Origin of the sequence: Microbacterium sp. CFBP 13617, from assembly GCF_014839445.1 — a bacterium.
In the GTDB taxonomy this organism is placed as follows: domain Bacteria; phylum Actinomycetota; class Actinomycetes; order Actinomycetales; family Microbacteriaceae; genus Microbacterium.
The window spans coordinates 106,887-129,224 of sequence record NZ_JACYNW010000005.1; the positions used below are offsets into that span (position 1 = coordinate 106,887).

Sequence of the window (22,338 nt, forward strand, 5' to 3'; positions counted from 1 at the left end):
GCCGCTAGCCAGCCCGCCGTTCCTCGATCACTGCGGAGACGTCACGCCGTGGGGATCGGGCTCGGCGGTGACCTTCGCTGCCGTATCCGATCGCGACCATCATGATGATCAGTTCCGATTGATCCGCACCGAGGTGGCGCCGCAAAGCATCGGCTTTGGCGGTGGGCACGCTCATGTTGAGCATGCACGAGTCCAAGCCGAGTGCGTGCAGAGCCCACACGAATGACATGGCGAAGATCCCGCCGTCGATCCATCCTTGATTACGCTCTTTCGCACCAGCGAATGCGCGTGCGTCTACCGTGATCACGGCGACGGAGGGAACGATGTCGCGAAAACCTGCACTGCCATTCTGGAACCCGAGTACTTCGTGGGCCTGCTCCCCGTGGCGGATATGGATGCGCCAACTCTGCCGATTGCAGACCGAGGGTGAGTAGAGCGCAAGCTCGACGGCGCGTTCGAGCACGGCCGGTTCTACGACGCGTGAGGAGAAATCTCGCACGCTGTGGCGTGTGGCGAAGAAAGACGCGGGGTCGGGGAGCGGCGGCGCAAGCGACGTGTCTCGGACGGGGCTGATCTCGTCCGCAACCCCTCCACCGGTGTTCCAGTCTTGAAGAGCGGCGAGCGCGCTTCGCGCATGCTGAACGAACGGCGCGGTCTGATCCGCCAATGGAATCAGCCGCTCCAGTCGCCTCTGCACCTCAACGCCGAACGGGCGGCGCGGAGACTGGAGCGCGAGCCCCTTCTCGATGCGGTGGTAATCCTTTGTGATCTGCGCTTCCAGATTCATACCTGAAAGAGTTGCGCCGACGGATTTGTCATCGGGAAGCATTGAGGCCAGGTACCTTCGCCGATCCGAAGCGAACTCCCGGCGAACATCGAGACGCACCTTGAGTTGCTTCAACGATCGGCGCAACGCACGCGGCGCGATTTTCTTCAACGAAGGCATGTCTTCCTTACATTTCAATGAGGAGCTGTCGCGCATAAGAACGACCAGCCGCACCCGACGACTCCGACCACCATACGCTCTGGCATCCCGGCGGCACGGACGATTGCTGGTCAGCTCGCGAAACCCGCCAGGAACGGGTCGCACGACGCGTCGACCGTCACCGGTGTATCACTCGCCGTCGGCGTGTGACGAAGGTCGAGCGGGCCGAGCGGTCCGCCCGGGAGCTGCACCGTGTACGACACGGTGCGCGTCTGGTTCTGGCCGAGCGTCACCATCCGGCTCTCACCGGTGTTGCCGTTCTCGGTGCCGCTGCGCGACAGCGACGGGATGTCACCGTCGGAGGGGTCCATCGCGGTGATGGTGGCACCCGGAGGCGCGAAGAACAGCGTGTCGAGCATCATCGTCGTCCGCGGCAGACCGTAGGTGCCGTTACGCGCACCCAGCGTGTAGGCGTTGGTGATGTCATCCGTGATGCTGTTGCGCAGGTTCATCGAGACGTTGACGGTGCGATCCGCGGCGTTGCAGCTCGCGAACACCTCGGTGGCGAGGTGGTACTCGAGCTTGCTGACCGAGAAGTCGTTCAGGTAGATGCCCACCTGCGTCGAGGCGGCGTTGTCCGTACGCAGACCGCCGTCGAGACCGACCTCCGTCACGAGAGCCTGTGCCTGCTCGTCGGTGAACCAGAGGTTGATGCGCTGCTCCTGAGCGCTGCGCGTGAGCTGGTCGAACATCGCGATGGGGTTCCACTGTCCCCCCGACAGGCGGGAGAACACCGTCGACGACACCGAGGCGAAGAACTCGTCGGACGAGCGCCCGTTGTCACCCGCGTCGCCGTAACGCTGATAGGCGTCGCTGAGCACGAGCTTAACCGCGTTCTCGGCCGTGATCTGCTCGCCGGTGGGCAGATCGACGGGGCCCAGCACCTCGAGCATGTGAGCGAGCACGACGGGGTCGATCGAGATCACGCCATCGAACTGCGAGCCGTCGGTGCGATCCCACAGCGATTCGAAAAGACGCGCGGTGGTCGGGAAATCGGGCGTGAACGTGAAGTCCTGCGAGTAGCGCGTGAAGGTGTCGGGGTACAGCGCCAGCGTGCTCTCGGGGAGGTCGAGCGCCGAGCGCCCCGCCTGCCCGGCCGCGTAGAACGCCATCGAGTCCGACTGTTCCTTGAGCTCGATGCGTCCGTTGTCGACGACCATCACGCTCGACGCCGCGGGGTTTCCGCCGGTGGCGCGGATCTCGGCGTTGTTCTGGAACAACACGAGGTACGTCTTGGGTCCGCCGCCGCCCGCCGCAGCCAGAAGTGACGGCAGGTACTTCTGCACGAGAGTGAGCGACGGTGCCGCCTGGTCGACGATCTGGGCGACCTGATCGAGGGGTTCGGTGACGATCGGGAGCAGATTGGTGCGGTCGATGCCGTCGGTGACGACCTTGGCGTCGGTGAACGCCGCGGTGATCTCGGGAAGCGCACCCTCGGCCTGGCGGAACGGTTCGAGGTTGATGCCACCGCCCTCGACCGCGAGCGACGAGAAGTCCGACGCCGACAGCAGGGCGACCGTCGGCGGCAGGGCGCGCCCGGTCAGTTCGCGGGTCATGGCGGTGAGGCTCTGCACCGCCTCGGTGTTGTCTTTGACGAGGGGAATCGAGGATGCCAGATCCCACAGCGGGCCGGAGGAATTGGCATCCGCGCGGTTCGTCTGCTCGAGCACTTCGTTCGAGACCTGATTGAGGCCCGCGATGTCGCGATTGGCGACGATCTGCGGGACGAACGAGAGCTTGGCCTGGGCGCCGAGAAGGTCGGTGCGGACGACGCCCGCTTGATGAGCGAAGGCGAGGGCGACCGCGGCGGTCGCGCAGACGGCGAAGCCGAGGGCCCCGAGAGTCCAGCCCGCGATGGCTGCCGCCACGCGTCCACGCCCGGAAGTCGCCGCTTCGGGCTCCACGTCGACGCGACGCCGACGCCTCGATGGCGTGTCGTGTGCGTCCGTCATGAGGTGGCACCCGGGACGGTGCCGGACGGGGCGGGCTCAGGATCGATGATGATGGGGGGCTCTTCTGACTCCGTCGGGTCGGGGACCGGCTCCGGATCCGGATCCGGCGCGGGCTGAGACGGCGCCGGGTCGGGATTGGTACCCGTATCCGGGGAGCCGCCCTGGTTTCCACCACCCGTGTTCGAACCGCCACCCGAGTTCGTTCCGCCACCGGTGTTCGACCCGCTTCCGGGGTTACGGGGAGTCGTGGGTGCCGCATCCCTCTCCGCCTGCTCGAGGGCCACGATGCGCGCATTCTCGGTGCGGAGCGCGTCGAGCGCCGCCGCGTAGACCGGCATCTCCGCCAGTCCGTCGCCGCCGGCCTGCTGCGCCGCCTTGACACGCGCCGCTGCATCGGTGACCGCGGCACGGAAGCTCTGCGATGCGGAGTCGTTGACCGTCACGGCTTTCGCAGCCTCGGACTCGATGGCTGAGCCGAGGTTGGACAGCTCACCACGGAACGCGTTCAGGGCGGCGGTCACCGTGGATCGGGCCTCCCGCGCCTGCGTCACTAGAGGGGGCAGTGACTCGCGAGAGAGCCGCACGCCATCAATCGCCTCTCCGACGTCCGCGAGGTCCTTCTCATCGATGGAGCCGCGCTGATAGGTCGGCATCGACACCGGCTCTGCTGCTGCTGCCACCTGAAGCAGATTCAGCCGCGAGGCCTCGGCCGTCGCGAGTGGCGCCGCATCCACGCGCCCTTGCAGCGAGATGAAGACGGACCCACTGGCCTGACCGAGGCTGGCCGCCTCCGAAACGGATGCGTTGAACAAATCAGCCGCCGTCTGCAACGTCTTGGTCTCATTCGCAAGCTCCGCCTCGCGCTCTCGGAGACTCACCATCGCGTCGTCGGCCGGATTCGCCGTCGCTCGCTGGATGACGGCGAACGATGCCGTCCCCACAAGGGCAACGATCGCAATCACCGCGGCAGCAACGCTCAGGTAATTGACGGCGCCCGCTTTGCGACGGCCACCGAACATCGGGCGCTTACCGACCTGCGCAAGCTCCGGCGCCTGCCAGCCTGACCCTTCGGCGGCGACGCCGCCCGAGCCCACGAGAGAGGAAAGGTCCGTCTTGATGGACGGCCGCGCCCCCGCACGAGTCCCTCCTACAAGTGCGGCCAACTCCGACGCCGTGCTCTCGTCGTGCGGAGCCTCAGAATCGCCCACCAATGCCCTCAGACCTATGGACCGGTCGTTTAGCGGCGACTGCGCCGCCGTCGTGGGCGCTCCAACTAATGCACGAAGCGACGCCGTGTCGGTGGATGATTCCCCCGCCGGTCGAGCGTTTCGTTCGGAGTCCGCGTCGGGCCCGAAGAGCGTTCTGAGATCGGTCATGGCGTCTCCCGGGCGCCATCTCCGGCGCCGTTCTGCGAATGTCGTAGGGTAGTCGAGGGGGCGCCGGATACGGCGCGGATTGCTCCGGGACAGAATAGCCCGAGAATCCGTGCGTATCCTCCGGGCACCCGCTCATCTCCCCACCGGCGAATGGACGAGGCTTGGAACTGCGCGACTATCTCAGAATCCTTCACCGCAACTGGATTCTCATCCTTGCACTGACAATTCTCGGAGGGGCCGGAGCCTTCGGGTACTCGCTGCTCCAGACGCCCTCGTACGAAGCGAACACCCAGCTCTATGTGTCGGTGCGCTCGGATAGCTCTGGGGTCAGTGAGCTGGCGCAAGGAACGAACTTCGCTCGTCAAGCCGTGGTGAGCTTCGTCGACGTCGTGGACAGCGCCGTCGTCTTGGATCGAGTCGTCGACGACCTCAACCTCGACACGACGCCTCAGCAGCTTGCCCGATCGGTCGAGGCGTCTTCACCTCTCAACTCGGTCATCATCTCGGTGAAGGTGACCAATACCGACGCTGAGCTCGCCGCCGCCATCGCAAATTCGGTCGGCACGAACTTCGCGAACGTCGTGGTCAATCAGCTGGAGAAGCCGGAAGGCGAAGCCACGAGCCTTGTTCGTGTCGAGACAATCGAACCGGCTCTCGTCCCGACGTCGCCGGCTGCGCCCCACACCGCGCTCAACATTGCCGTGGGTGTGGTTCTTGGCCTGGCCCTCGGCCTCGGCGTGGCCCTCTTGCGATCGGTTCTCGACACCCGCATCCACTCTCTGCATGACATTGAGGCCGCAACGGAAGCCCCGGTTCTCGGAGGTATCGCACTGGACCCGGATGCCAAAAAGCGTCCACTCATCGTCCACGCGGATCCGCGCAACCCTCGTGCGGAGTCTTTCCGCAGCCTCCGTACGAACCTTCAATTCATCGATGTCGACGGAACCTCTCGGTCATTCGTTGTCTCCAGCGCCGGGCCCGGCGAGGGTAAGTCCACGACAACGGCGAACCTGGCAATCGCGCTCGCGGAGACGGGTGCCCGAGTGGTCCTCGTCGACGGCGACCTGCGTCTCCCTCGCGTTGCCGACTACATGGGAATCGAGGGCGGCGTAGGGCTGACCGATGTGCTCATCGGACGCGCCGAGCTGGTGGACGTCCTTCAGCAGTGGGGCACCGGCAAACTCTTCGTCCTTCCCTCGGGCCGGACGCCTCCCAACCCTTCCGAGCTTCTCGGCAGCCAGGCCATGCAGCGGACTCTCGAGGCCCTCGCCGATGCATTCGACTACGTCTTGGTCGACGCTCCGCCGCTGCTGCTCGTCACCGACGCCGCCGTCATCTCTCGCTTCACCAGCGGCGTGCTGATGGTCGCCGCGTCGGGCACGACCAAGAAGCCGCAGCTGACGGCGGCGGTCGATAAGTTGCAGGCGATCGGAAGTCGTCTCTTCGGCGTCATCGTCACCATGCTGCCGTCGAAGGGTCCGGACAGCTACGGATACGGTGCGTACTCGTACAGCGCACCCGATGAGACCGCCGCGTCGGTGAAGGGCGAACGCAGGTCGCGCCGGAATCAGGCGGACGAGAAGTGACCTTCTCGATCCTGTCGGTGTGCACCGGCAATATCTGCCGATCCCCGGTCGCTGAGCTGCTTCTCGCACACGCCCTGTCACCTATCGCCGCCGTCCGCGTCGAAAGTGCGGGCACCGGTGCGCTGGTCGGGAGCGGCGTCCCCGAGCAGGCACAGCGACTTGCGGCAGCCGGGGGCGTGGATGCGTCGTCTCACCGCGCGCGTCAGATCGACGCCGGCATGATCCGCGGGACAGACCTCGTCGTGGCCATGTCGCGTGAACACCGACGCATCATCGTCGAGTCGGTGCCCGCCGCAATGCGTCGAGCCTTCACATTGCGTGAGCTGGCGCGGATCGCAGACGCCCTCGAGCCGCGCCTCGCGCAGGCGGTCGCGGATGCGGGGGCTACGACCGCCGAGGATGGAATGCGGGCCGGCGTGGCTCTGGCAGCGGCCCTGCGCGGAACAGTGCAGCCGCCGGCGAGCCCCGACGAGTTCGACATCGTCGACCCTTACCGACGGTCAGACGAGACGTACGCACGCTCTTATGCGGAACTCGCGCCGGCAGCGGCACGCGTGGCGTCCTACCTCACCGCCGCAGCGCACGCAGCAACCTCGCGCTGAGCGCCGCAACGCAGATTGGCCCGGGCCCCGTGGCTCGGGTCAATCTGCGTTGCGGCGCCAGAAACGGAACCCGGCGATATCGCCTTCCAGCGTGTATGACGAAGCGACGAACGGAGCCAGTCCCGTGAAATTGGCCTCGTCCTGCACGCACTCGATGGAGATCCCGCACGAGCTCGGCGACTCAACGATGAGGGCCGGCGGGAACGACATCACGTCGGACAGGTATTGCGCGGGGAGCCCACCGTACCCCTGCTCCACCGGGAGCGAATAGGTGATGGCGGTGGGCGACAGTCGTTCTGTGGCAGCCAGAATCCAGGTCTCGGCGCCGTGGACCAGTACCCGATCGTCCGGACTCGTCTCGGCCTTCACCCGCTCGACGAGCTGCGCCTGGTAGGAACCGGCGACGAACACTCCCGCACCGGTGACCACGCGCGCGCCCTGCAACGTCGCGGCCGAGGAACTCGCCAAGACCAGCAGAACGACTCCTGCGGCGATCACCGTCCGCCAGACACACGGCAGGCGGTGCCGAACAAGCGTGGATCGCATGATGGCGAGGGGAGCGAGATGCGAACCGGCCACCACGACGACTACCGCGAAGCCGGCGATAGCGACGACGAGGTAGTGCGGGTAAGGCCGACCAGACAGCATCTGCGACAGCGCGTCCGCTCCGCCGACTGCCACGAACAGGGCGACGACGAAGACGCCCGGTCGGGACTCGGCATCCGTTCCCCGTCGACGGACAAACCACGCACCGACGACCACGAGCGCCGTTGTCACGACGGCTCCCGAAACGAGCATCTGCGCCAGCGTTCCGAACGCCGTCAGCCGGTCGCCGCCACCCGCGCCCCCGGAGTAGAAAAAGTTGTAACGCACGTACTGGTCGACACCGGCGCGAAGGGCGTCGCCCGTCCATAACCAAAGAGTGAGGCAGGCACCGACGAGCGAGATGACGGCGACGATGATCGCCACGAAGACGAGACGACGCCGCAAGAGCAAAGCACCGGCCACGACAACGAGTACCAGCCCCACGACGTTGTTCATGCGGGTGAAGAGGCCGACGGCAAGGGCTGAACCGAGCAGGAGGCCGACCAAGGCGGTGGCACGCGACGAAGCATCCCGTCCAGACCGGAGTGCGACGTAAGCGGCCGCCGTGTACGCGACGAGCTGGAAGGGGAACAGCCACGTCTCGGTGAAGTTGCCGCCCTCGAACACACCGAGGTAGGTGAGACCGGTGATGAGCACGACCGGAGCTGCCGCGAATCCGATCATTCGCGACCACAGGATGCCCGCGAACGCCAGTCCCAGGAAGAGCAGCACTCCCTCGAGAATCGGAGCGCCGACGATCCCTCCACCCAGTCGCCAGGCCACGGCTTCGATGGCCGCGAGCAACGGGCCCTTGTGATCCCAGGAGTCGGCATAGGGCATTCCCCCGCGCGAGACGACCATTCCCGTATAGAGGAAGACCCCGGAGTCGCGCGTGATGTGCCCGCTGAGGACCATCGGCATGTACGCGACGATGCTGACGAGCAGAGCGGATGCCGCGGCGAGGAGGCCTGGGCGCGAGATGAACCGGGTCACGCGACCGGTCCTCGTGCGCCGATCACATTCTGTTCCCGCCACGCTCGGATGATCCGACGGTCACGGACGTGGACAGCGACGACGACGATCGCGGCACCGGCGACCCCGAACCAGCCCCCCAGCGAGTTCGCGATGACGTCGTTGACGGTCGCGAAGCGTGCGGGCAGAACGAAATACTGCGCCAGCTCGAGCGAGCCCGACAGTGCCGGGATGACCGGAACCGACAACCAGAGGAATCGGGTGGGGAACACGAGAGCAAGAAAGAACCCCACTGGCACGAAGATCAGCACATTCGCCGAGAACTCGAACCAGCGGTACCCGAACCACCCCGGCACGCCGTTGCGATGCAGAACCGAGAGCACTCGCTCAATGGCCGACTCGTAACCTTGGTCGATGGGGGTGGGCGACAAGGTCGCCATGAGGACCACGGCGAGACACAACCCCAGGCCCGTAGCGGCGATCAGCAACCGCATGTCAACCGCGGACCGACGTGGAAGGCTGAGAGATTCGACGGGAGCCGACGATATCGATGCGCCAGAGCTCGGCGAGGGCCCGTCCGGCGAAACGCACGAGCCGGCGAGGAGGAAGTATCGCACGCGCACGTCCGGCTCCCCACATGGTCCCCTGCGCGACCGCGCCTCGGCGGGGGATGCTGGCAACGGCGACATAGCCCACGCGGAGCCGGTCCCGCGCTTCCGCGATGGAGAAGTGCACGTGCGGGACGAGAGCGTCAGCGGGAACGCCGTCGACCAGCCGCGCGAGGATGTCGGGGTGGTAAGCCCGCAGCGGGGTGTTGACGTCGGGGACGGAACGACCGCAGAGGATGAGGACGGCGAAACGCACGAGGGCACTCAGGCAGCGGCGGAACCAGGGGTCGGTGCGTCCTCGCCGCACTCCGTGGACGACGTCATGCCGCGAGCGGTCGAGAGCCGTCGCGACTCGCGCGATGTCGTCGCCATAGAACTGACCGTCGCCGTCGACGTGCACGATCACCCCGGCGCCGCTGCGCAGGCCCTCGCCGTAGGCGGCGAGGGCGGTCGGCCCGTGGCCGCGGTTGATGGGAGAACGAACGACGTCGGCGAAGGCAGATCCAGCCTCGCTCGTGTCATCGGTCGATGCGTCGTCCACGACGATCAGCGTGACAGAACGGCCGACGGCCGCGAACGAGGCGCGGATCTCTGCGAGGAAGGACGGAAGCGCCTCGGCCTCGTTGAACGCCGGTATCACGACCGCGACGTGATCTTGCGCCTGCACCCTGGCATCCCCGCATTCCTCCGGGATGAATTCACCCGGCTACTCCCCCGAACATGTAGCGTATGACACTCGTGGGGCGCACCAAGAATCTTCGGCGCGCGGGCGCTCTGTCCGTGCGGTTCCTGATCGTGGGCGCCATCAGCACCGGGATCGAGATCGCGGCGTTCAATCTGCTGCTGCTCGCGGGTGTCGGTCCGGTGGCCGCGAAGGTCATCGCTTCCCTCATCGCCCTCGTCAACGCCTACGTGGGCAACCGGGAGTGGGCTTTCCGTTCCCGTTCCCGCACCGGGGCCGGGCGCCAGATGGTGCGCTTCCTCCTCGTGAACGCCGTCTGCACGGGTCTCGGCGCAGCAGCGGTGTGGGCTGGAGCGCAGGCGTTGGAGGCGATCTACGGGGATGCCGGTCCGATCGGGCTCAACCTCGTCAACCTCGTCTCGATCGCCGGGGTCACCGTCGTGCGCTTCGTCCTCTACCACTTCGTGGTCTTCCCGCCCGCCCGCACGATTCCGGTCGCGGAAGAGCCCTCCGGTAGGCTCGGCGCGTGAAGACCGCCCCCCGAGTGCTCGGAACCCTATCGCTGCTCGCCGCCCTCGCCTCGATCGGCGTGCAGCTGGCGGTGGTGGCACGCCTGTGGGCGGCCTTCGTCGAAACGATCCCGCTGACCAGCACACTCGCGCTGAGCGCGGCCGGTGCCGTGCTGGGGCTGGTGCTCGCCGTGGTCGCCGTCATCCTCCGCCGTGGTTCGCCCGGTGTACTCGCGCCGATCGGTGGCCTGATGAACCTCGGCCTGCTCGCGGGATACGCGTACCTATTCGCCGCACTCTGAGGCAGACGAAGCGCAACGACCGGGACGGCCGCCCCCGACCCACGTGACGCGCTCAGCCGCAGGGGACCTCCACGATACGGGTGCTCACGGGGTTCACCATCGGAGTGTGGACAAGTGCCACGTCGGAGGTACTTGCGTCTCCGGGACTTCCTTCGAACTTCACCGCGAGGGTGTGCTGAGAACCCATGGGATTCACGATCCACATGCGTCCCACAGGCCGGCCCAAGTGCTCGCCTGTTGTGATCGAGACATCCACCCCGTCGAGAGCAGCGTTCACGAACCGCGCTCCATTTGGTCCGTAGAACTGCACGTCTGTGCCTGTGGTTCCCTTGTCGTATCTGCTCGCCGTGTCGACGTAGGGAACCAGCCCGTCCGCCGTCGCTTGGTCGAGCGTGTTCGCGAAAGTGATCACAGTGGTGAAGCTGGGCGTAGAGGAACAGCGATCCACCTGAACCTCGGCCGCCATCGACGTGTAGAAGTTCAACTTCGATTGAGTCAGATCGTTCACGAAGACTCCAAGCGTCGTACCCGTGCCCGGCCCGTCGGTGGGCAGGGGCCCGAGCAGACGTGAGCCGGAGAAGGCGTCCCTCGTCGCAGCGTCGAACGGGTAGAAGTACACGCGGTTCTCGTCGACCGCCTGCACAATCGCCTGAGCGAAGGCGACCGGCTTGAAATCGCCCGACGAGACAGCATCGAAGATCTCAACCGCAGCGGCGGCGAAGAACTCGTCCTGGTCGGCATTCTTCGGATACCTGGCGTAGACGTCGCTCAGCAGAGTCTGAACAGCATTCGCTTTCGTGAGCTCGTCGCCAGTTTGAAGCTTGACCGGTCCTGTCGCGCCGAGAACGTACGACAGGGCGACAGGGTCGATAGACATAACCCCGTCCACCGGGGTCCCGAAGGACTCGGCCCAATAGGCCTCGGCAAGTTTGGCCGACAGGGCGAAGTCTGGTGTTGAGGTCATGTCCTGCGACCAGCGTCCGACCTTGTCGTCGAAGAGTTTCACGACCTCGTCGTCGAGCGGGACAATGGGGGTCTCGCGCTTGTTCGTGAAACTCCGACTCGTCGCCTGCTGGACGATGTCCATCTTCCCGCCGTCGAATCGAAGTTGAACGATGGAGGCCGGAATTCCTCCCGTTCCGCGAGCCTCGGCATTGTTCTGCACGAGCAGCAGATAGTTCTTCGCACCGTCCTCGCCCATGATCGACGGCAGATGCGGCATCAGGTCATTCGCACGAGAGAGCGCCGGCTGCAACGCTCCCACGGCGCCGGTGAGCTGCGAGAGCGGGCCGCGGAGCATCCCAGGGGTGTTCGCGAGATCAATGCCCGAAAGGGCATCGGCCGCGAGCTCGCCTGAGTCGGCGGCCTGCGAAACGGGGCCGGCAAGCGCGGACAGGGCGGCGACGTCGAATGCGCCACCCGCCGGCCGGAGGAGTGCCGGATCGACGTCGATCAGAGCGGGCAGCACGCCTTGGGCGAGCTCGTCCACGGCGACCGTCGACTCGCGAATGGCGTGCAGTGAGGGCCCGATGAAAGGGGCCTGCTCGGCAACCCACCACAGCGGGGTGTCAGCGGCACCTCGCGCGGCCGCAGCGTGCCCCTGCAACTCGTTCATCGACGTGGCGAGCCCCGCCCGGTCGTCAGAACCGAACTGATCCTGCATCTTCGAAACGATGGGTACGGCCGCACGCAGCTCTTTCTGCGCCACGAAACCACCGAATGACACCGCCGCGGCGAGAGCGACAAGAACCGCGCTGAGCGCACCGAGACAAAGCCAAGCGACCGTACGGGGTCGAAGACGGCGAGTGGCAAGACGTGACATTTTCATCCGATCACGCCGCGAGTCGGTCATCCGGCGTCGGGCGCGACGGGCACCTGTCGCGCGATCGGTATGCTACCTGAGTTGGGTTGCAGCCTTACCGGGAACGACGATCGGCCTTTGCCCGGAGACGTCGAGCCAGCCCGGGAAATGACGGGGGACGCGTGCGGAACTTCACGCATTGGGTGACCCCCGGAACGAGCCGCCTCTCGGTAAGATCCCAGACTCCCGTTGCAGTTGCAGCAATACTGCACAGGGGGGTTCGGAAGCGGGCAAGAGGTACCGAGTCCGGCGTTACGTGGGAACGCGACGTGTTTCTCGACATCCGGACGCCCTCCGTCATCGACCGTCTCGCAATAGGACTCGCTGAATAATGGGATTTCTTCACAAGATCGTCGGCGAACAGCGCGAGCGGCTGAGTAGCGCCGACAGCGACCGCTGGAGGATCGTCAGCACCCAGCTCGCCGGCAAGGTCGGCCCGATGGCGGCGCGCGGCGCGCTTCTGCGTCCACGCCTCGGGACGGCACGCGGCCTCCCCCTGATCGGCCGCGGGGTTCGTGTGCGCAACCCCCACCTCGTGCACGTCGGCTCGGATCTCATCGTCGAGGACTTCGCCGAGATTCAAGGGCTCAGCCGCGACGGAATCCGGCTCGGTGACCGCGTCTCGATCGGCACGGGCACGCTGATCCGTCCCAGCAGCTACTACTCACGCGCCATCGGCGTGGGGCTCGTCATGGGCGATGGGAGCAGTCTTTCCCCCGGTTGCTACATCGGGTGCTCCGGAGGGGTGATCATCGGCGAGAAGACGATGCTCGGTCCCGGCGTCCGGGTCTTCGCCGAAGACCACGTGATGAGCGACCCGTCGCTCGATGTGAAGTCGCAAGGCGTGGAATGGGCTCCGATCACCATCGGTTCCGGCTGCTGGATCGCCAGCGGCGTGACCATCACGTCGGGCGTGACGATCGGCGACGGCGCTGTCGTGGCCGCCGGGGCCGTCGTGACCCGCGACGTTCCGCCCGGGGCCGTTTTCGGTGGCATCCCCGCCCGGGAGCTGAAGAGCCGGAGCAGCCAGTGAGTCGCGGTCGCGCAATCGTGGTTCACCCGTCCGACGAGATGTACGGCGCCGATCGGGTTCTCCTCGAGGTGCTGCGCACCGTCCCCGACGATCTGGATCTCGAGGTCTGGCTGCCGACCGACATCGACTATCCCGAGCGCGAGCTCTCGCGGACGCTCGAGGAACATGGCATCCAGGTGCGACATCTCCCGCTCCCGATCATGCGTCGCGCATACCTCCGCCCGACTCGCCTGCTCGGCCTGGCCGGACGGGCGGTGAGCACCGGGCTCCGCCTGCTCGCCGCGCGCCCCTCACTGGTCTACGTCAACACTGCGGCCTCTGCGCTGGTGGCGCCGCCGGCACGCCTCGCCGGTGCGCGGGTGGTGCTGCACCTGCACGAGCACATCGACGCCCGTTCCCGCTCCGTCATCCCGTTCCTGCGCTACGCGCACCACATCATCGCCGTCAGCTCCGCTGTCGCGCGGGCGCTGCCCTCCCACCTTCGTGGACGAACGACCGTCGTGCACAACGGCTTCGACACGGCACCGCCGACCGATCTCCCGCCGTTCACGGGTGGCATCCGCGTGGTCATCGCAAGCCGATGGAACGCGTGGAAGGGACACCGTGTGTTCCTCGACGCATTCAGCCGCATGAAGCGCACAGATATGACGCTCGAGATCCTCGGTGACGCCCCGCCCATCGGGGAGGCTGTCGACGTGCCCGAGCTCGTGAGGGAGTCTCCGCGGCGTTCGCAGATCACCGTTGTCGGGCGGACGGCCGATGTGCGCTCGCACCTCGACGCCGCACACGTCGTGGTCGTCCCGAGTGTGCTGCCCGACCCCCTGCCGACCATCGCGATCGAGGCGCTCGGGGCAGGGCGCGCGTTGCTGGTGAGCGACGCCGGCGGTCTCCGCGAGATCGTGGGAGAGAGCCCCTTGCTGGTGACACCGGGCGATGCCCAGGCCTGGGCGGACGCCCTCGACGCTCTCGACGAGACGAGTATCCGAGTCGCCGCAGCGGCAGCCCGCGAGCGGTTCGAACGACTCTTCGCTCGCGACACGTTCGACCGCCGTATTCGTGCGGAACTCTGGGATCTGGTCCCCCGCTCATGACCTTCTCCCCCGCCCTCGCCTACGCCCGCCCGAGCCTCAGCGCTCGGACGCGACTCATCACGCTCATCCTCATCGGCGCGGTCGTCGTGAGCTCGTTCCTCGGACGCTACGACGCCGAGATCGTCGGGTTCCGCGTACGCGTGGAGCAGGTCGTTCCGCTGGCGCTCGCGGCGTGGATGCTGGTGCACCCGATGCTGCGCGGAGCGTTCCTCCGCGCACTCCGTCACCCCGTGCCGCTCGTGTACGCCGCGTTCGTGGCGTGGAACGTCGTGACCACGCTCGTGTTCTCGCCGAGCCTGACGTGGAGCGCGTCGATCCTCATCTGGCTCGTCATCGACCTGCTGCTGCTCGTCTCGATGATGGCTCTCGCCGAAGGCGCGGACCTCGCGGCACGTCTCGGGCGCATCTCGGTGGCACCGTGGGCTCTCGTCGGCTTCGCCGCCTACGTCGTCGCCAACGTCACCCGCGGGCAGATCGCCCTCGGCACCGACTTCGACTGGTTGTACGAGGTCTACGTCTCGCGCCTCACGGCCATCGAGGCGAACATCTACGCCTCGATCCTGATCTTCTGGACCCTGCTGACGATCACCCGACGCGGGATCGGCCGGTGGGAGACCGCGGCCATCGCGATCGCCGTGCCGCTCGGCCTCGTCGCCTCGCAGACGCGCACCGCGGTGTTCAGCCTGGTGCTGGGTCTGGGCGTCTTCGTCCTGTTCACGGTGTTCTCGCTCCGCTCCGCCTGGCGCGAGCGCCTCACCCGCGTGCTCCCGGCCGGGGTGCTGGTCGTGACGCTGGTCGTCACGTACGGCATCATCGCGGCCCTCGGCGGCACCGAGCCCGCCGACCGCACTCTGCCCCCGTCGGCGAGCCCCACGGCATCCGTCTCCGCGACGCCGGTCGACGAGGTGACCCCCTCTCCCGCGCCCACGCGCGAACCCGACCCCACGAACCCCGAACAGCAGAACAAGATCGGCGACGTCGACTTCCAGGGCGGCACGATCGGCTTCCGCCTCGAGGTCGCCCGCCTCGCGGCGCAGGAGATGCACGGCGTCAACCTGTGGTTCGGCAACGGCACGAACACCTTCGGGCTGCGACACGAGCAGCCGGGCACCCCGGGCATCAGCGGGCACATCATCATGTTGCCCGTGCAGGTGCTCTACGACGGCGGGGTCGTGGGCCTGGGCCTGTTGGTCGCCCTCTTCGTGACCGTGTTCGTCTGCGTCCCCCGCGAACGCAAACCCGTGGCCGCGGGTCTCTTGGCCTCGTATCTGCTGTCGGCGACGCTCACGAGCATGTTCTGGTTCGCGATCACCTGGATCCTCATCGCGGTGATCCTGCGCCCCCTCGGTGACGACGAGCGCAACGACTCACGTGACAGTGGGCGCGGAGACGCGCGCGAACCCGGCCGTGTCTTCGGCCGCGTCTGAGGCGCCGCGGCCCCACCGGGCCCGCAGCGTCGCCCTGCTGACGGCCGTGTCGGCGATGTCGGCGATCTCGCCCCTCATCGCCCTCCCGCTCATCACGCGCGCCGCCGGCCCCACCGGCTTCGCCGAGATCGCCATCGGGCAGGCCCTGGGGACGCTCGCAGCCACCCTCATCACCTTCGGGTGGGCCGTGCGCGGCCCGGTCGAGGCGGCGCGGTCCGCGCACCCCTCGCGGGTCTTCCGCGCGAGCATCGTCGTGCGCGGGGCGAACAGCCTCGTCGTTCTGCCCCTCGTCGCCGTCGCCGCCGCCCTGGCCAGCCACGCCGACGATCACGCGCTCGCGATCGTCTCGGCGCTGGCGTTCTCGCTGCAGGGCCTGTCGCTCAGCTGGTACGCCGTCGGGGTCGGTCGGCCGCTCCTGGCGCTCGTGTTCGACGCGGTCCCCCGGATCGTGCTCAACCTCGCCGGAGCGATCGCGGCGCTGGCCACCGGCATCCCTCTGCTCTACCCGGCGGTGCTGCTCGTCGGCACGCTCGCGGCGTTCCTCGTCGCCACGTGGCTCATCGGACTGCGTGAACGCTTCTCGACGCGTGCGGCGATCGCCGACGCGCGAGCGGCCTACCGTGGGGGCTGGCGCACGGCGCTGGCCGCCGGGCTGCTGACGTTCTCTGAGACGGCGCCCCTCTCGACGCTCGGTATCGCCGGCGCGCCCGCGGCCATCGGTTTCGCCCCGTTCGACCGCGTGCTGAAGTACGGCTACATCGGGGTCTACATGATCACCGGCTCGTTCCAGGGGTGGGTCTCGTCGGCCACCGGCGAGGCAGGGCTCCGCCGCATGCGCCGCGCCGTCGGCCTGCACGCCCTGCTCGCGATCGCGCTCGGCGCAGGCTTCGCCCTCGTCGTCCCGTGGGCCACGCCCATCGTGCTGGGCCCGGGATTCGAGATCTCGTCACTCACCGCCCTCTTCGGCGGGATCGCGTTGGCGGCGATGACGATCGCCACGGCCCTCGGCATGTGCGTCGTGCTGCCCGCGGGGCGCGACGGCGCCTACCTCGCCGCGGTGTGCGTCGGCGCGGTGCTGATCGTGCCCGCGGTGCTCATCGGCGCATCGACGCTCGGCGTCGCGGGCGCGGCCGCGGGTGTCGCCGCGGTGCAGCTCGCCGTGCTGGGTGCGCTGTCGGTCACCGCCGTACCGGTGCTCCGCGGACGCTGAGCCCTCAGGCCAGCAGGTAGCCGGCGACCGAGAGCGCGACCCAGACCATCGGGAAGACGAGGCTCAGCAGCAGCGGCCCCCAGAAGCGCAGCGAGAGCCCCACGAAGACGGATGCCGCGATGCCGAGGCCCACGAACAGCGCGGTCGGCATGCCCGACACGGTGCCCGAGAAGACGAGCGGGATGACCGCGAATGCGAGGGCGGACACGACGCCGGCCACCACGCGAGCGATGGCCGGGGTGAAGCGCGTCGACGCATAGCTCAGAGCCGCCGGGAAGACGAAGCCGATGGCGAAGAAGGCCAGCATGGCGGTGACGACGAACGGCGCCACGACACCCAGCAGCAGCCACCGCGGCGACAGCGCCGCGAACGCCGGCCACCCGAGGGACCCCGCCGCGATGCCGGTGACGAAGGGCAGAATCGCGCCGAGCACGAGTGCCCAGAGAACGTCGAGGCCCCGCAGCGAGAAGAATCCGGCGGGCCGCGTGCGGGCCATCAGCCCGAGGCCGGTCCCCCCGACGACGGCGGATGCCAGGACACTGCCGACGCTGCGACCCGCGGCTCCGTTGAAGGCGACGCCGGCCAACAGCCCGACGACGATGGCGACGACGAGCGCCGCGGCGGCGGCCACCAGGGGCTTCCAGGTACCGAAGAACCCGGATGCCGGGCGTCCAGCCGGACGATCGTTCGAGGCACGCGGGCGGTCGGCGGGACGGCCGGACGCGCCACGGTCATCGTGGCCGACGCTCAGCGAGGGCTCGGAGGGGGCGGTGTCGACCTCCGCCCGCGCCTCGCGACGGGAGCGTCGGCTCGGCTCGAAGGGGGTGTCACTCACCCGTTTAGCTTACGGGTTTCACCCGCGCGGCCCGATTCGCGGAGAGCACGGCCTCGCGTCGCAGTGCCCGCCATCACGCAGAACGGGTGGGTGCACGGCATCCGGAGTCCGTGACAGCTGCGACGATGCCTCGCGCAGGAACGACAAAGGCCGGGCCCGAAGGCCCGGCCTTTGCCGAGTGAAGTCGAAAGAGACTTACTTGACGATCTTGGTCACCGTACCGGCGCCGACGGTGCGGCCACCCTCACGGATCGCGTAGCCGAGGCCCTCTTCCATGGCGATCGGCTGGATGAGCTCGACCGACATTTCGGTGGTGTCACCGGGCATGACCATCTCGGTGCCCTCGGGCAGCGTGATGACGCCGGTCACGTCGGTGGTACGGAAGTAGAACTGCGGGCGGTAGTTCGTGAAGAACGGGTTGTGGCGGCCGCCCTCTTCCTTGGACAGGATGTACGCCGTGCCCTCGAAGTTGGTGTGCGGGGTGACCGAACCGGGCTTCACGATGACCTGGCCACGCTCGACGTCGTCACGCTTGGTGCCGCGGAGGAGCAGACCACAGTTCTCGCCGGCCCAGGCCTCGTCGAGCTGCTTGTGGAACATCTCGATACCCGTGACCGTGGTCTTCTGCGTCGGGCGGATGCCGACGATCTCGATCTCGGAGTTGATCGCGAGGGTACCGCGCTCGGCGCGACCCGTGACGACCGTGCCACGACCCGTGATGGTGAAGACGTCCTCGATGGGCATGAGGAACGGCTTGTCCTTGTCACGCACCGGGTCGGGGATCGACTCGTCGACGGCTTCCATGAGCTCGACGATGGCGTTGACCCACTGCTCGTCACCCTCGAGAGCCTTGAGGCCCGAGACGCGGACGACGGGGGCGTTGTCGCCGTCGAAGTCCTGCGACGAGAGGAGCTCGCGAACCTCGAGCTCGACGAGCTCCAGGATCTCCTCGTCGTCGACCATGTCCGACTTGTTCAGCGCGACGAGCAGGTAGGGAACGCCGACCTGCTTGGCGAGCAGCACGTGCTCACGCGTCTGAGCCATCGGGCCGTCGGTGGCGGCGACCACGAGGATCGCGCCGTCCATCTGCGCGGCACCGGTGATCATGTTCTTGATGTAGTCGGCGTGGCCGGGCGCGTCGACGTGCGCGTAGTGGCGCTTGGGGGTCTCGTACTCGACGTGCGAGATGTTGATCGTGATACCACGCTGACGCTCTTCCGGCGCCGAGTCGATCGACGCGAAGTCACGCTGAACGTTGGTGGCCGACGGGAACTTGTCGGCGAGCACCTTCGAGATGGCAGCGGTGAGCGTGGTCTTGCCGTGGTCGACGTGACCGATCGTTCCGATGTTCACGTGCGGCTTGGTCCGCTCGAACTTGGCCTTAGCCACTGGGTCCTCCTCAGGACGTTGGTTGCGAGGTCTCGGGCACTGGATTGCGACCGGTTCTTCGCGGGGGTTGTTCTCAGATTACTAGAGAGTCGGTATTCAGTTTGAGTGGATGCCGGGAACCCGTGTCGAAGCAGGGGCTCCCGGCATCCGCGAGGGAGGTGTTACTCGCCCTTGTTCTTCTGGACGATCTCGTCAGCGACGGCGCGAGGAACCTCGGCGTAGCTGTCGAACTCCATCGAGTACACGGCACGGCCCGAGGTCTTCGAGCGCAGGTCGCCGATGTAGCCGAACATCTCGGACAGCGGAACGAGCGCCCGCACGACCTTGACGCCCTGGGCATCTTCCATCGACTGGATCTGTCCGCGACGCGAGTTGAGGTCACCGATGACGTCGCCCATGTACTCCTCGGGAGTACGCACCTCGACCGACATGAGCGGCTCGAGGATGACGGGGTTGGCCTTGCGGATCGCTTCCTTGAAGCCCATGGAGCCGGCGATCTTGAACGCCATCTCCGAGGAGTCGACGTCGTGCGACGCGCCATCGAGCAGGATCGCCTTGACGCCCACCATGGGGTAGCCGGCGAGCACGCCGACGTTCATGGCGTCCTGGAAGCCCTGGTCGGTGGGTCCGATGTACTCGCGGGGGATACGACCACCGCTGACCTTGTTCTCGAACTCGTAGATCTTCTCGGCCGTGACCTCGAGGGGCTCGAGCGCGAACTGGATCTTGGCGAACTGACCCGAACCACCGGTCTGCTTCTTGTGCGTGTAGTCGTGACGCTCGACGGTCTTCTTGATCGTCTCGCGGTACGCGACCTGCGGCTTGCCGACGTTGGCCTCGACCTTGAACTCGCGCTTCATGCGGTCCACGAGGATGTCGAGGTGCAGCTCGCCCATGCCCTTGATGACCGTCTGGCCGGTGTCGTTGTTCTGCTCGACACGGAACGTGGGGTCTTCTTCGGCGAGCTTCTGGATCGCGAGACCCAGCTTCTCCTGGTCGGCCTTGGTCTTCGGCTCGATCGCGACCTCGATGACGGGCTCGGGGAACGTCATCGACTCGAGGACGACCTGGTTCTGCGCGTCGCAGAGGGTGTCGCCGGTCGTGGTGTCCTTGAGGCCGATGACCGCGTAGATGTGACCGGCGGTGACCGAGGGAACCGGGTTCTCCTTGTTGGCGTACATCTGGAAGATCTTCCCGATGCGCTCCTTCTTGGACTTCGTCGAGTTGACGATCTGCGCGCCCGAGTCGAGGTGACCGGAGTACACGCGGATGTAGGTCAGACGACCGAAGAAGGGGTGCGTGACGATCTTGAACGCCAGCGCGGTGAAGGGCTCTTCACGATCGGCGTGCCGCTCGATGATCGTCTCTTCGTTCTTCGGGTCGTGCGCCTCGATGGCCGGCACGTCGAGGGGCGACGGCAGGTAGTCGATGACGGCGTCCAGCATGGGCTGCACACCGCGGTTCTTGAACGCCGAGCCGCAGAGCACCGGGTAGATCTCGGAGTTGACCGTCAGCTTGCGGATCGCGGCCTTGATCTCGGCGACGGTGAGCTCTTCGCCACCGAAGTGCTTCTCGAGGAGCTCTTCGTCGGTCTCGGCGACGGTCTCGAGGAGCTCTTCGCGGTACTTCGCGACGACGTCGGCCATGTCGGCCGGGATCTCCTGGATGTCGTACTTGGCGCCCATGGTGACATCACCCTTGGCGTCGCCCGCCCAGACGAGTGCGCGCATCTCGACGAGGTCGACGACACCGATGAAGTCGTTCTCGACGCCGATGGGCAGCTGGATGACCAGCGGCTTCGCCTTGAGCTTGTTGATGATGGTGTCGACGGTGAAGTAGAAGTCCGCGCCGAGCTTGTCCATCTTGTTGACGAAGCAGATACGGGGGACGTTGTACTTGTCGGCCTGACGCCACACGGTCTCCGACTGGGGCTCGACGCCCTCTTTGCCGTCGAAGACGGCGACGGCGCCATCGAGCACGCGGAGCGAACGCTCCACCTCGACGGTGAAGTCGACGTGCCCGGGGGTGTCGATGATGTTGATCTGGTTCTTGTCCCAGAAGCACGTCACAGCAGCGGAGGTGATCGTGATGCCACGCTCCTGCTCCTGCTCCATCCAGTCGGTCGTCGAAGCGCCGTCGTGCGTCTCGCCGATCTTGTGGTTGGTTCCCGTGTAGTACAGGATGCGCTCGGTCGTCGTCGTCTTGCCGGCATCGATGTGCGCCATGATGCCGATGTTGCGGACCTTGGTGAGGTCGGTGAGCACGTCTTGTGCCACGGGGTGTCCTTACGTGTGGTGGCGGATGTCGTGGGTTCTTCGACGGGCTCGCGGGCCGGGTCGGCCGCCCGAGCCCGTCGAAGAAGGAGCTGTTACCAGCGGTAGTGCGCGAAGGCGCGGTTCGACTCGGCCATCTTGTGGGTGTCTTCGCGGCGCTTGACCGCGGCACCGAGGCCGTTCGAGGCGTCGAGGATCTCGTTCTGCAGACGCTCGGTCATCGTCTTCTCACGACGACCCTTCGCGTAGCTCACGAGCCAGCGCAGCGCGAGGGTGTTCGCGCGGTGCGGCTTGACTTCGACGGGCACCTGGTAGGTCGAGCCACCGACGCGGCGGCTCTTGACCTCGAGGGTGGGACGGACGTTGTCGAGCGCCTTCTTCAGCGTGGCGACGGCGTCCTGGCTGTTCTTCGCCTCGACACCCTTGAGGGCGGTGTAGACGATCGACTCTGCGATCGACTTCTTACCGTCGACGAGGATCTTGTTGACCAGCTGGCTGACGATCGGAGCACCGTAGACCGGGTCGTTGACGACCGGACGCTTGGTGACGGGACCTTTACGAGGCATCTGACTCAGCCCTTCTTCGCACCGTAGCGGCTGCGAGCCTGCTTACGGTTTTTGACGGCCTGGGTGTCGAGTGCACCGCGGACGATCTTGTAACGGACACCGGGGAGGTCCTTGACGCGACCGCCGCGGACGAGCACGAGCGAGTGCTCCTGCAGGTTGTGGCCCTCGCCGGGGATGTAGGCGGTGACCTCGGTGCCGTTGCGCAGCTTCACGCGGGCGACCTTGCGCATGGCCGAGTTCGGCTTCTTGGGGGTCGTCGTGTACACGCGGGTGCACACGCCGGCCTGCTGGGGGTTCGACTTCAGCGCGGGAGCCTTGGTCTTTGTGACCTTCGGCGAGCGGCCCTTGCGAACCAACTGCTGAATGGTTGGCACGTTCTCTCCTTGATTGTGCTGCGCGGTTCCTTGCGGTTCTGCGCAGGGTGCTGCACGGTGACAGCGTCGTGTCTCCCCCGAAACGTCGTGGATCTTGCGATTCGTGACGTGTCGGGCTCA

General features: G+C 66.9%; 20 protein-coding genes. 8 read left to right on the forward strand and 12 right to left on the reverse strand.

The features are described from left to right. Positions 1-4: 4 nt before the first annotated feature. From IFU40_RS15905 to IFU40_RS15915, 3 genes are all read right to left on the reverse strand, one after another. Positions 5-946 (reverse strand): nitroreductase family protein, encoded by a 942-nt coding sequence (locus tag IFU40_RS15905; protein WP_162239389.1) that lies wholly within the window; start codon positions 944-946, stop codon positions 5-7. A gap of 110 nt (positions 947-1,056) precedes the next feature. Next, positions 1,057-2,853, reverse strand: a complete 1,797-nt coding sequence (locus tag IFU40_RS15910; protein WP_191926944.1) for a DUF4012 domain-containing protein — start codon at positions 2,851-2,853, stop codon at positions 1,057-1,059. Positions 2,854-2,933: 80 nt separating this feature from the next. Next, entirely contained in the window at positions 2,934-4,031 is a 1,098-nt protein-coding gene (locus IFU40_RS15915; RefSeq protein ID WP_191926945.1) for a hypothetical protein, read from the reverse strand. A 443-nt stretch (positions 4,032-4,474) separates the two neighbouring features. Between IFU40_RS15915 and IFU40_RS15920 the strand changes: the two genes are divergently transcribed. Then, entirely contained in the window at positions 4,475-5,899 is a 1,425-nt protein-coding gene (locus IFU40_RS15920) for a polysaccharide biosynthesis tyrosine autokinase (RefSeq protein ID WP_191926946.1), read from the forward strand. Beyond that, positions 5,896-6,501: an arsenate reductase/protein-tyrosine-phosphatase family protein gene (locus IFU40_RS15925; RefSeq protein ID WP_055935995.1), complete on the forward strand. Its 606-nt coding sequence runs from the start codon at positions 5,896-5,898 to the stop codon at positions 6,499-6,501. The genes IFU40_RS15920 and IFU40_RS15925 overlap by 4 nt, the downstream gene beginning before the upstream one ends. A 39-nt stretch (positions 6,502-6,540) precedes the next feature. Here the strand turns inward: IFU40_RS15925 and IFU40_RS15930 are convergent, their stop codons facing one another. From IFU40_RS15930 to IFU40_RS15940, 3 genes are read right to left on the reverse strand one after another with little or no spacing between them, the layout of a single operon-like run. Beyond that, entirely contained in the window at positions 6,541-8,079 is a 1,539-nt protein-coding gene (locus IFU40_RS15930; protein ID WP_191926947.1) for a hypothetical protein, read from the reverse strand. Continuing rightward, positions 8,076-8,552: a VanZ family protein gene (locus IFU40_RS15935; protein WP_191926948.1), complete on the reverse strand. Its 477-nt coding sequence runs from the start codon at positions 8,550-8,552 to the stop codon at positions 8,076-8,078. The genes IFU40_RS15930 and IFU40_RS15935 overlap by 4 nt, the downstream gene beginning before the upstream one ends. A 1-nt stretch (position 8,553) precedes the next feature. Continuing rightward, positions 8,554-9,333, reverse strand: a complete 780-nt coding sequence (locus IFU40_RS15940; protein WP_191926949.1) for a glycosyltransferase — start codon at positions 9,331-9,333, stop codon at positions 8,554-8,556. 62 nt (positions 9,334-9,395) lie between these two features. On the opposite strand from IFU40_RS15940, the gene IFU40_RS15945 reads away from it, so the two are divergent. Further along, a complete protein-coding gene (locus tag IFU40_RS15945; RefSeq protein WP_055935984.1) occupies positions 9,396-9,878 on the forward strand; it encodes a GtrA family protein in 483 nt (160 codons plus the stop codon). After that, positions 9,875-10,159, forward strand: coding sequence for a hypothetical protein (locus IFU40_RS15950; RefSeq protein ID WP_055935979.1), 285 nt, complete (start codon positions 9,875-9,877; stop codon positions 10,157-10,159). The genes IFU40_RS15945 and IFU40_RS15950 overlap by 4 nt, the downstream gene beginning before the upstream one ends. 52 nt (positions 10,160-10,211) lie before the next feature. Here IFU40_RS15950 and IFU40_RS15955 read toward each other — a convergent pair whose 3' ends face one another. Further along, positions 10,212-11,867 (reverse strand): DUF4012 domain-containing protein, encoded by a 1,656-nt coding sequence (locus IFU40_RS15955; protein WP_191926950.1) that lies wholly within the window; start codon positions 11,865-11,867, stop codon positions 10,212-10,214. A gap of 484 nt (positions 11,868-12,351) precedes the next feature. Here IFU40_RS15955 and IFU40_RS16935 point away from each other — a divergent pair, with 484 nt between their 5' ends. The 4 genes from IFU40_RS16935 to IFU40_RS15975 are packed head-to-tail and all read left to right on the forward strand — an operon-like array spanning position 12,352 to position 16,781. Continuing rightward, a complete protein-coding gene (locus IFU40_RS16935; protein WP_191926951.1) occupies positions 12,352-13,053 on the forward strand; it encodes an acyltransferase in 702 nt (233 codons plus the stop codon). A gap of 17 nt (positions 13,054-13,070) precedes the next feature. After that, positions 13,071-14,144, forward strand: coding sequence for a glycosyltransferase (locus IFU40_RS15965; RefSeq protein WP_191926952.1), 1,074 nt, complete (start codon positions 13,071-13,073; stop codon positions 14,142-14,144). Next, complete coding sequence (locus tag IFU40_RS15970) at positions 14,141-15,571, forward strand: hypothetical protein (RefSeq protein ID WP_191926953.1); 1,431 nt, start codon at positions 14,141-14,143, stop codon at positions 15,569-15,571. The genes IFU40_RS15965 and IFU40_RS15970 overlap by 4 nt, the downstream gene beginning before the upstream one ends. After that, on the forward strand, positions 15,552-16,781 hold the full coding sequence (locus tag IFU40_RS15975; RefSeq protein ID WP_191926954.1) for a hypothetical protein: 1,230 nt from the start codon (positions 15,552-15,554) through the stop codon (positions 16,779-16,781). The genes IFU40_RS15970 and IFU40_RS15975 overlap by 20 nt, the downstream gene beginning before the upstream one ends. A gap of 4 nt (positions 16,782-16,785) precedes the next feature. On the opposite strand, the gene IFU40_RS15980 is transcribed toward IFU40_RS15975, so the two are convergent. The 5 genes from IFU40_RS15980 to rpsL form a co-directional block, all read right to left on the reverse strand. Further along, positions 16,786-17,616, reverse strand: coding sequence for a hypothetical protein (locus IFU40_RS15980; RefSeq protein WP_191926955.1), 831 nt, complete (start codon positions 17,614-17,616; stop codon positions 16,786-16,788). 195 nt (positions 17,617-17,811) lie between these two features. After that, entirely contained in the window at positions 17,812-19,005 is a 1,194-nt protein-coding gene (gene tuf / locus IFU40_RS15985; RefSeq protein ID WP_055833601.1) for an elongation factor Tu, read from the reverse strand. 161 nt (positions 19,006-19,166) lie between these two features. Then, positions 19,167-21,281 (reverse strand): elongation factor G, encoded by a 2,115-nt coding sequence (fusA, locus tag IFU40_RS15990; RefSeq protein ID WP_055833598.1) that lies wholly within the window; start codon positions 21,279-21,281, stop codon positions 19,167-19,169. A 92-nt stretch (positions 21,282-21,373) separates the two neighbouring features. Further along, positions 21,374-21,844 carry a 30S ribosomal protein S7 gene (rpsG, locus tag IFU40_RS15995; RefSeq protein WP_055833595.1) on the reverse strand — a complete coding sequence of 157 codons (471 nt, stop codon included), beginning with the start codon at positions 21,842-21,844 and terminating at the stop codon, positions 21,374-21,376. A 5-nt stretch (positions 21,845-21,849) separates the two neighbouring features. Next, entirely contained in the window at positions 21,850-22,218 is a 369-nt protein-coding gene (rpsL, locus tag IFU40_RS16000; RefSeq protein ID WP_017201609.1) for a 30S ribosomal protein S12, read from the reverse strand. Positions 22,219-22,338: the final 120 nt, after the last annotated feature.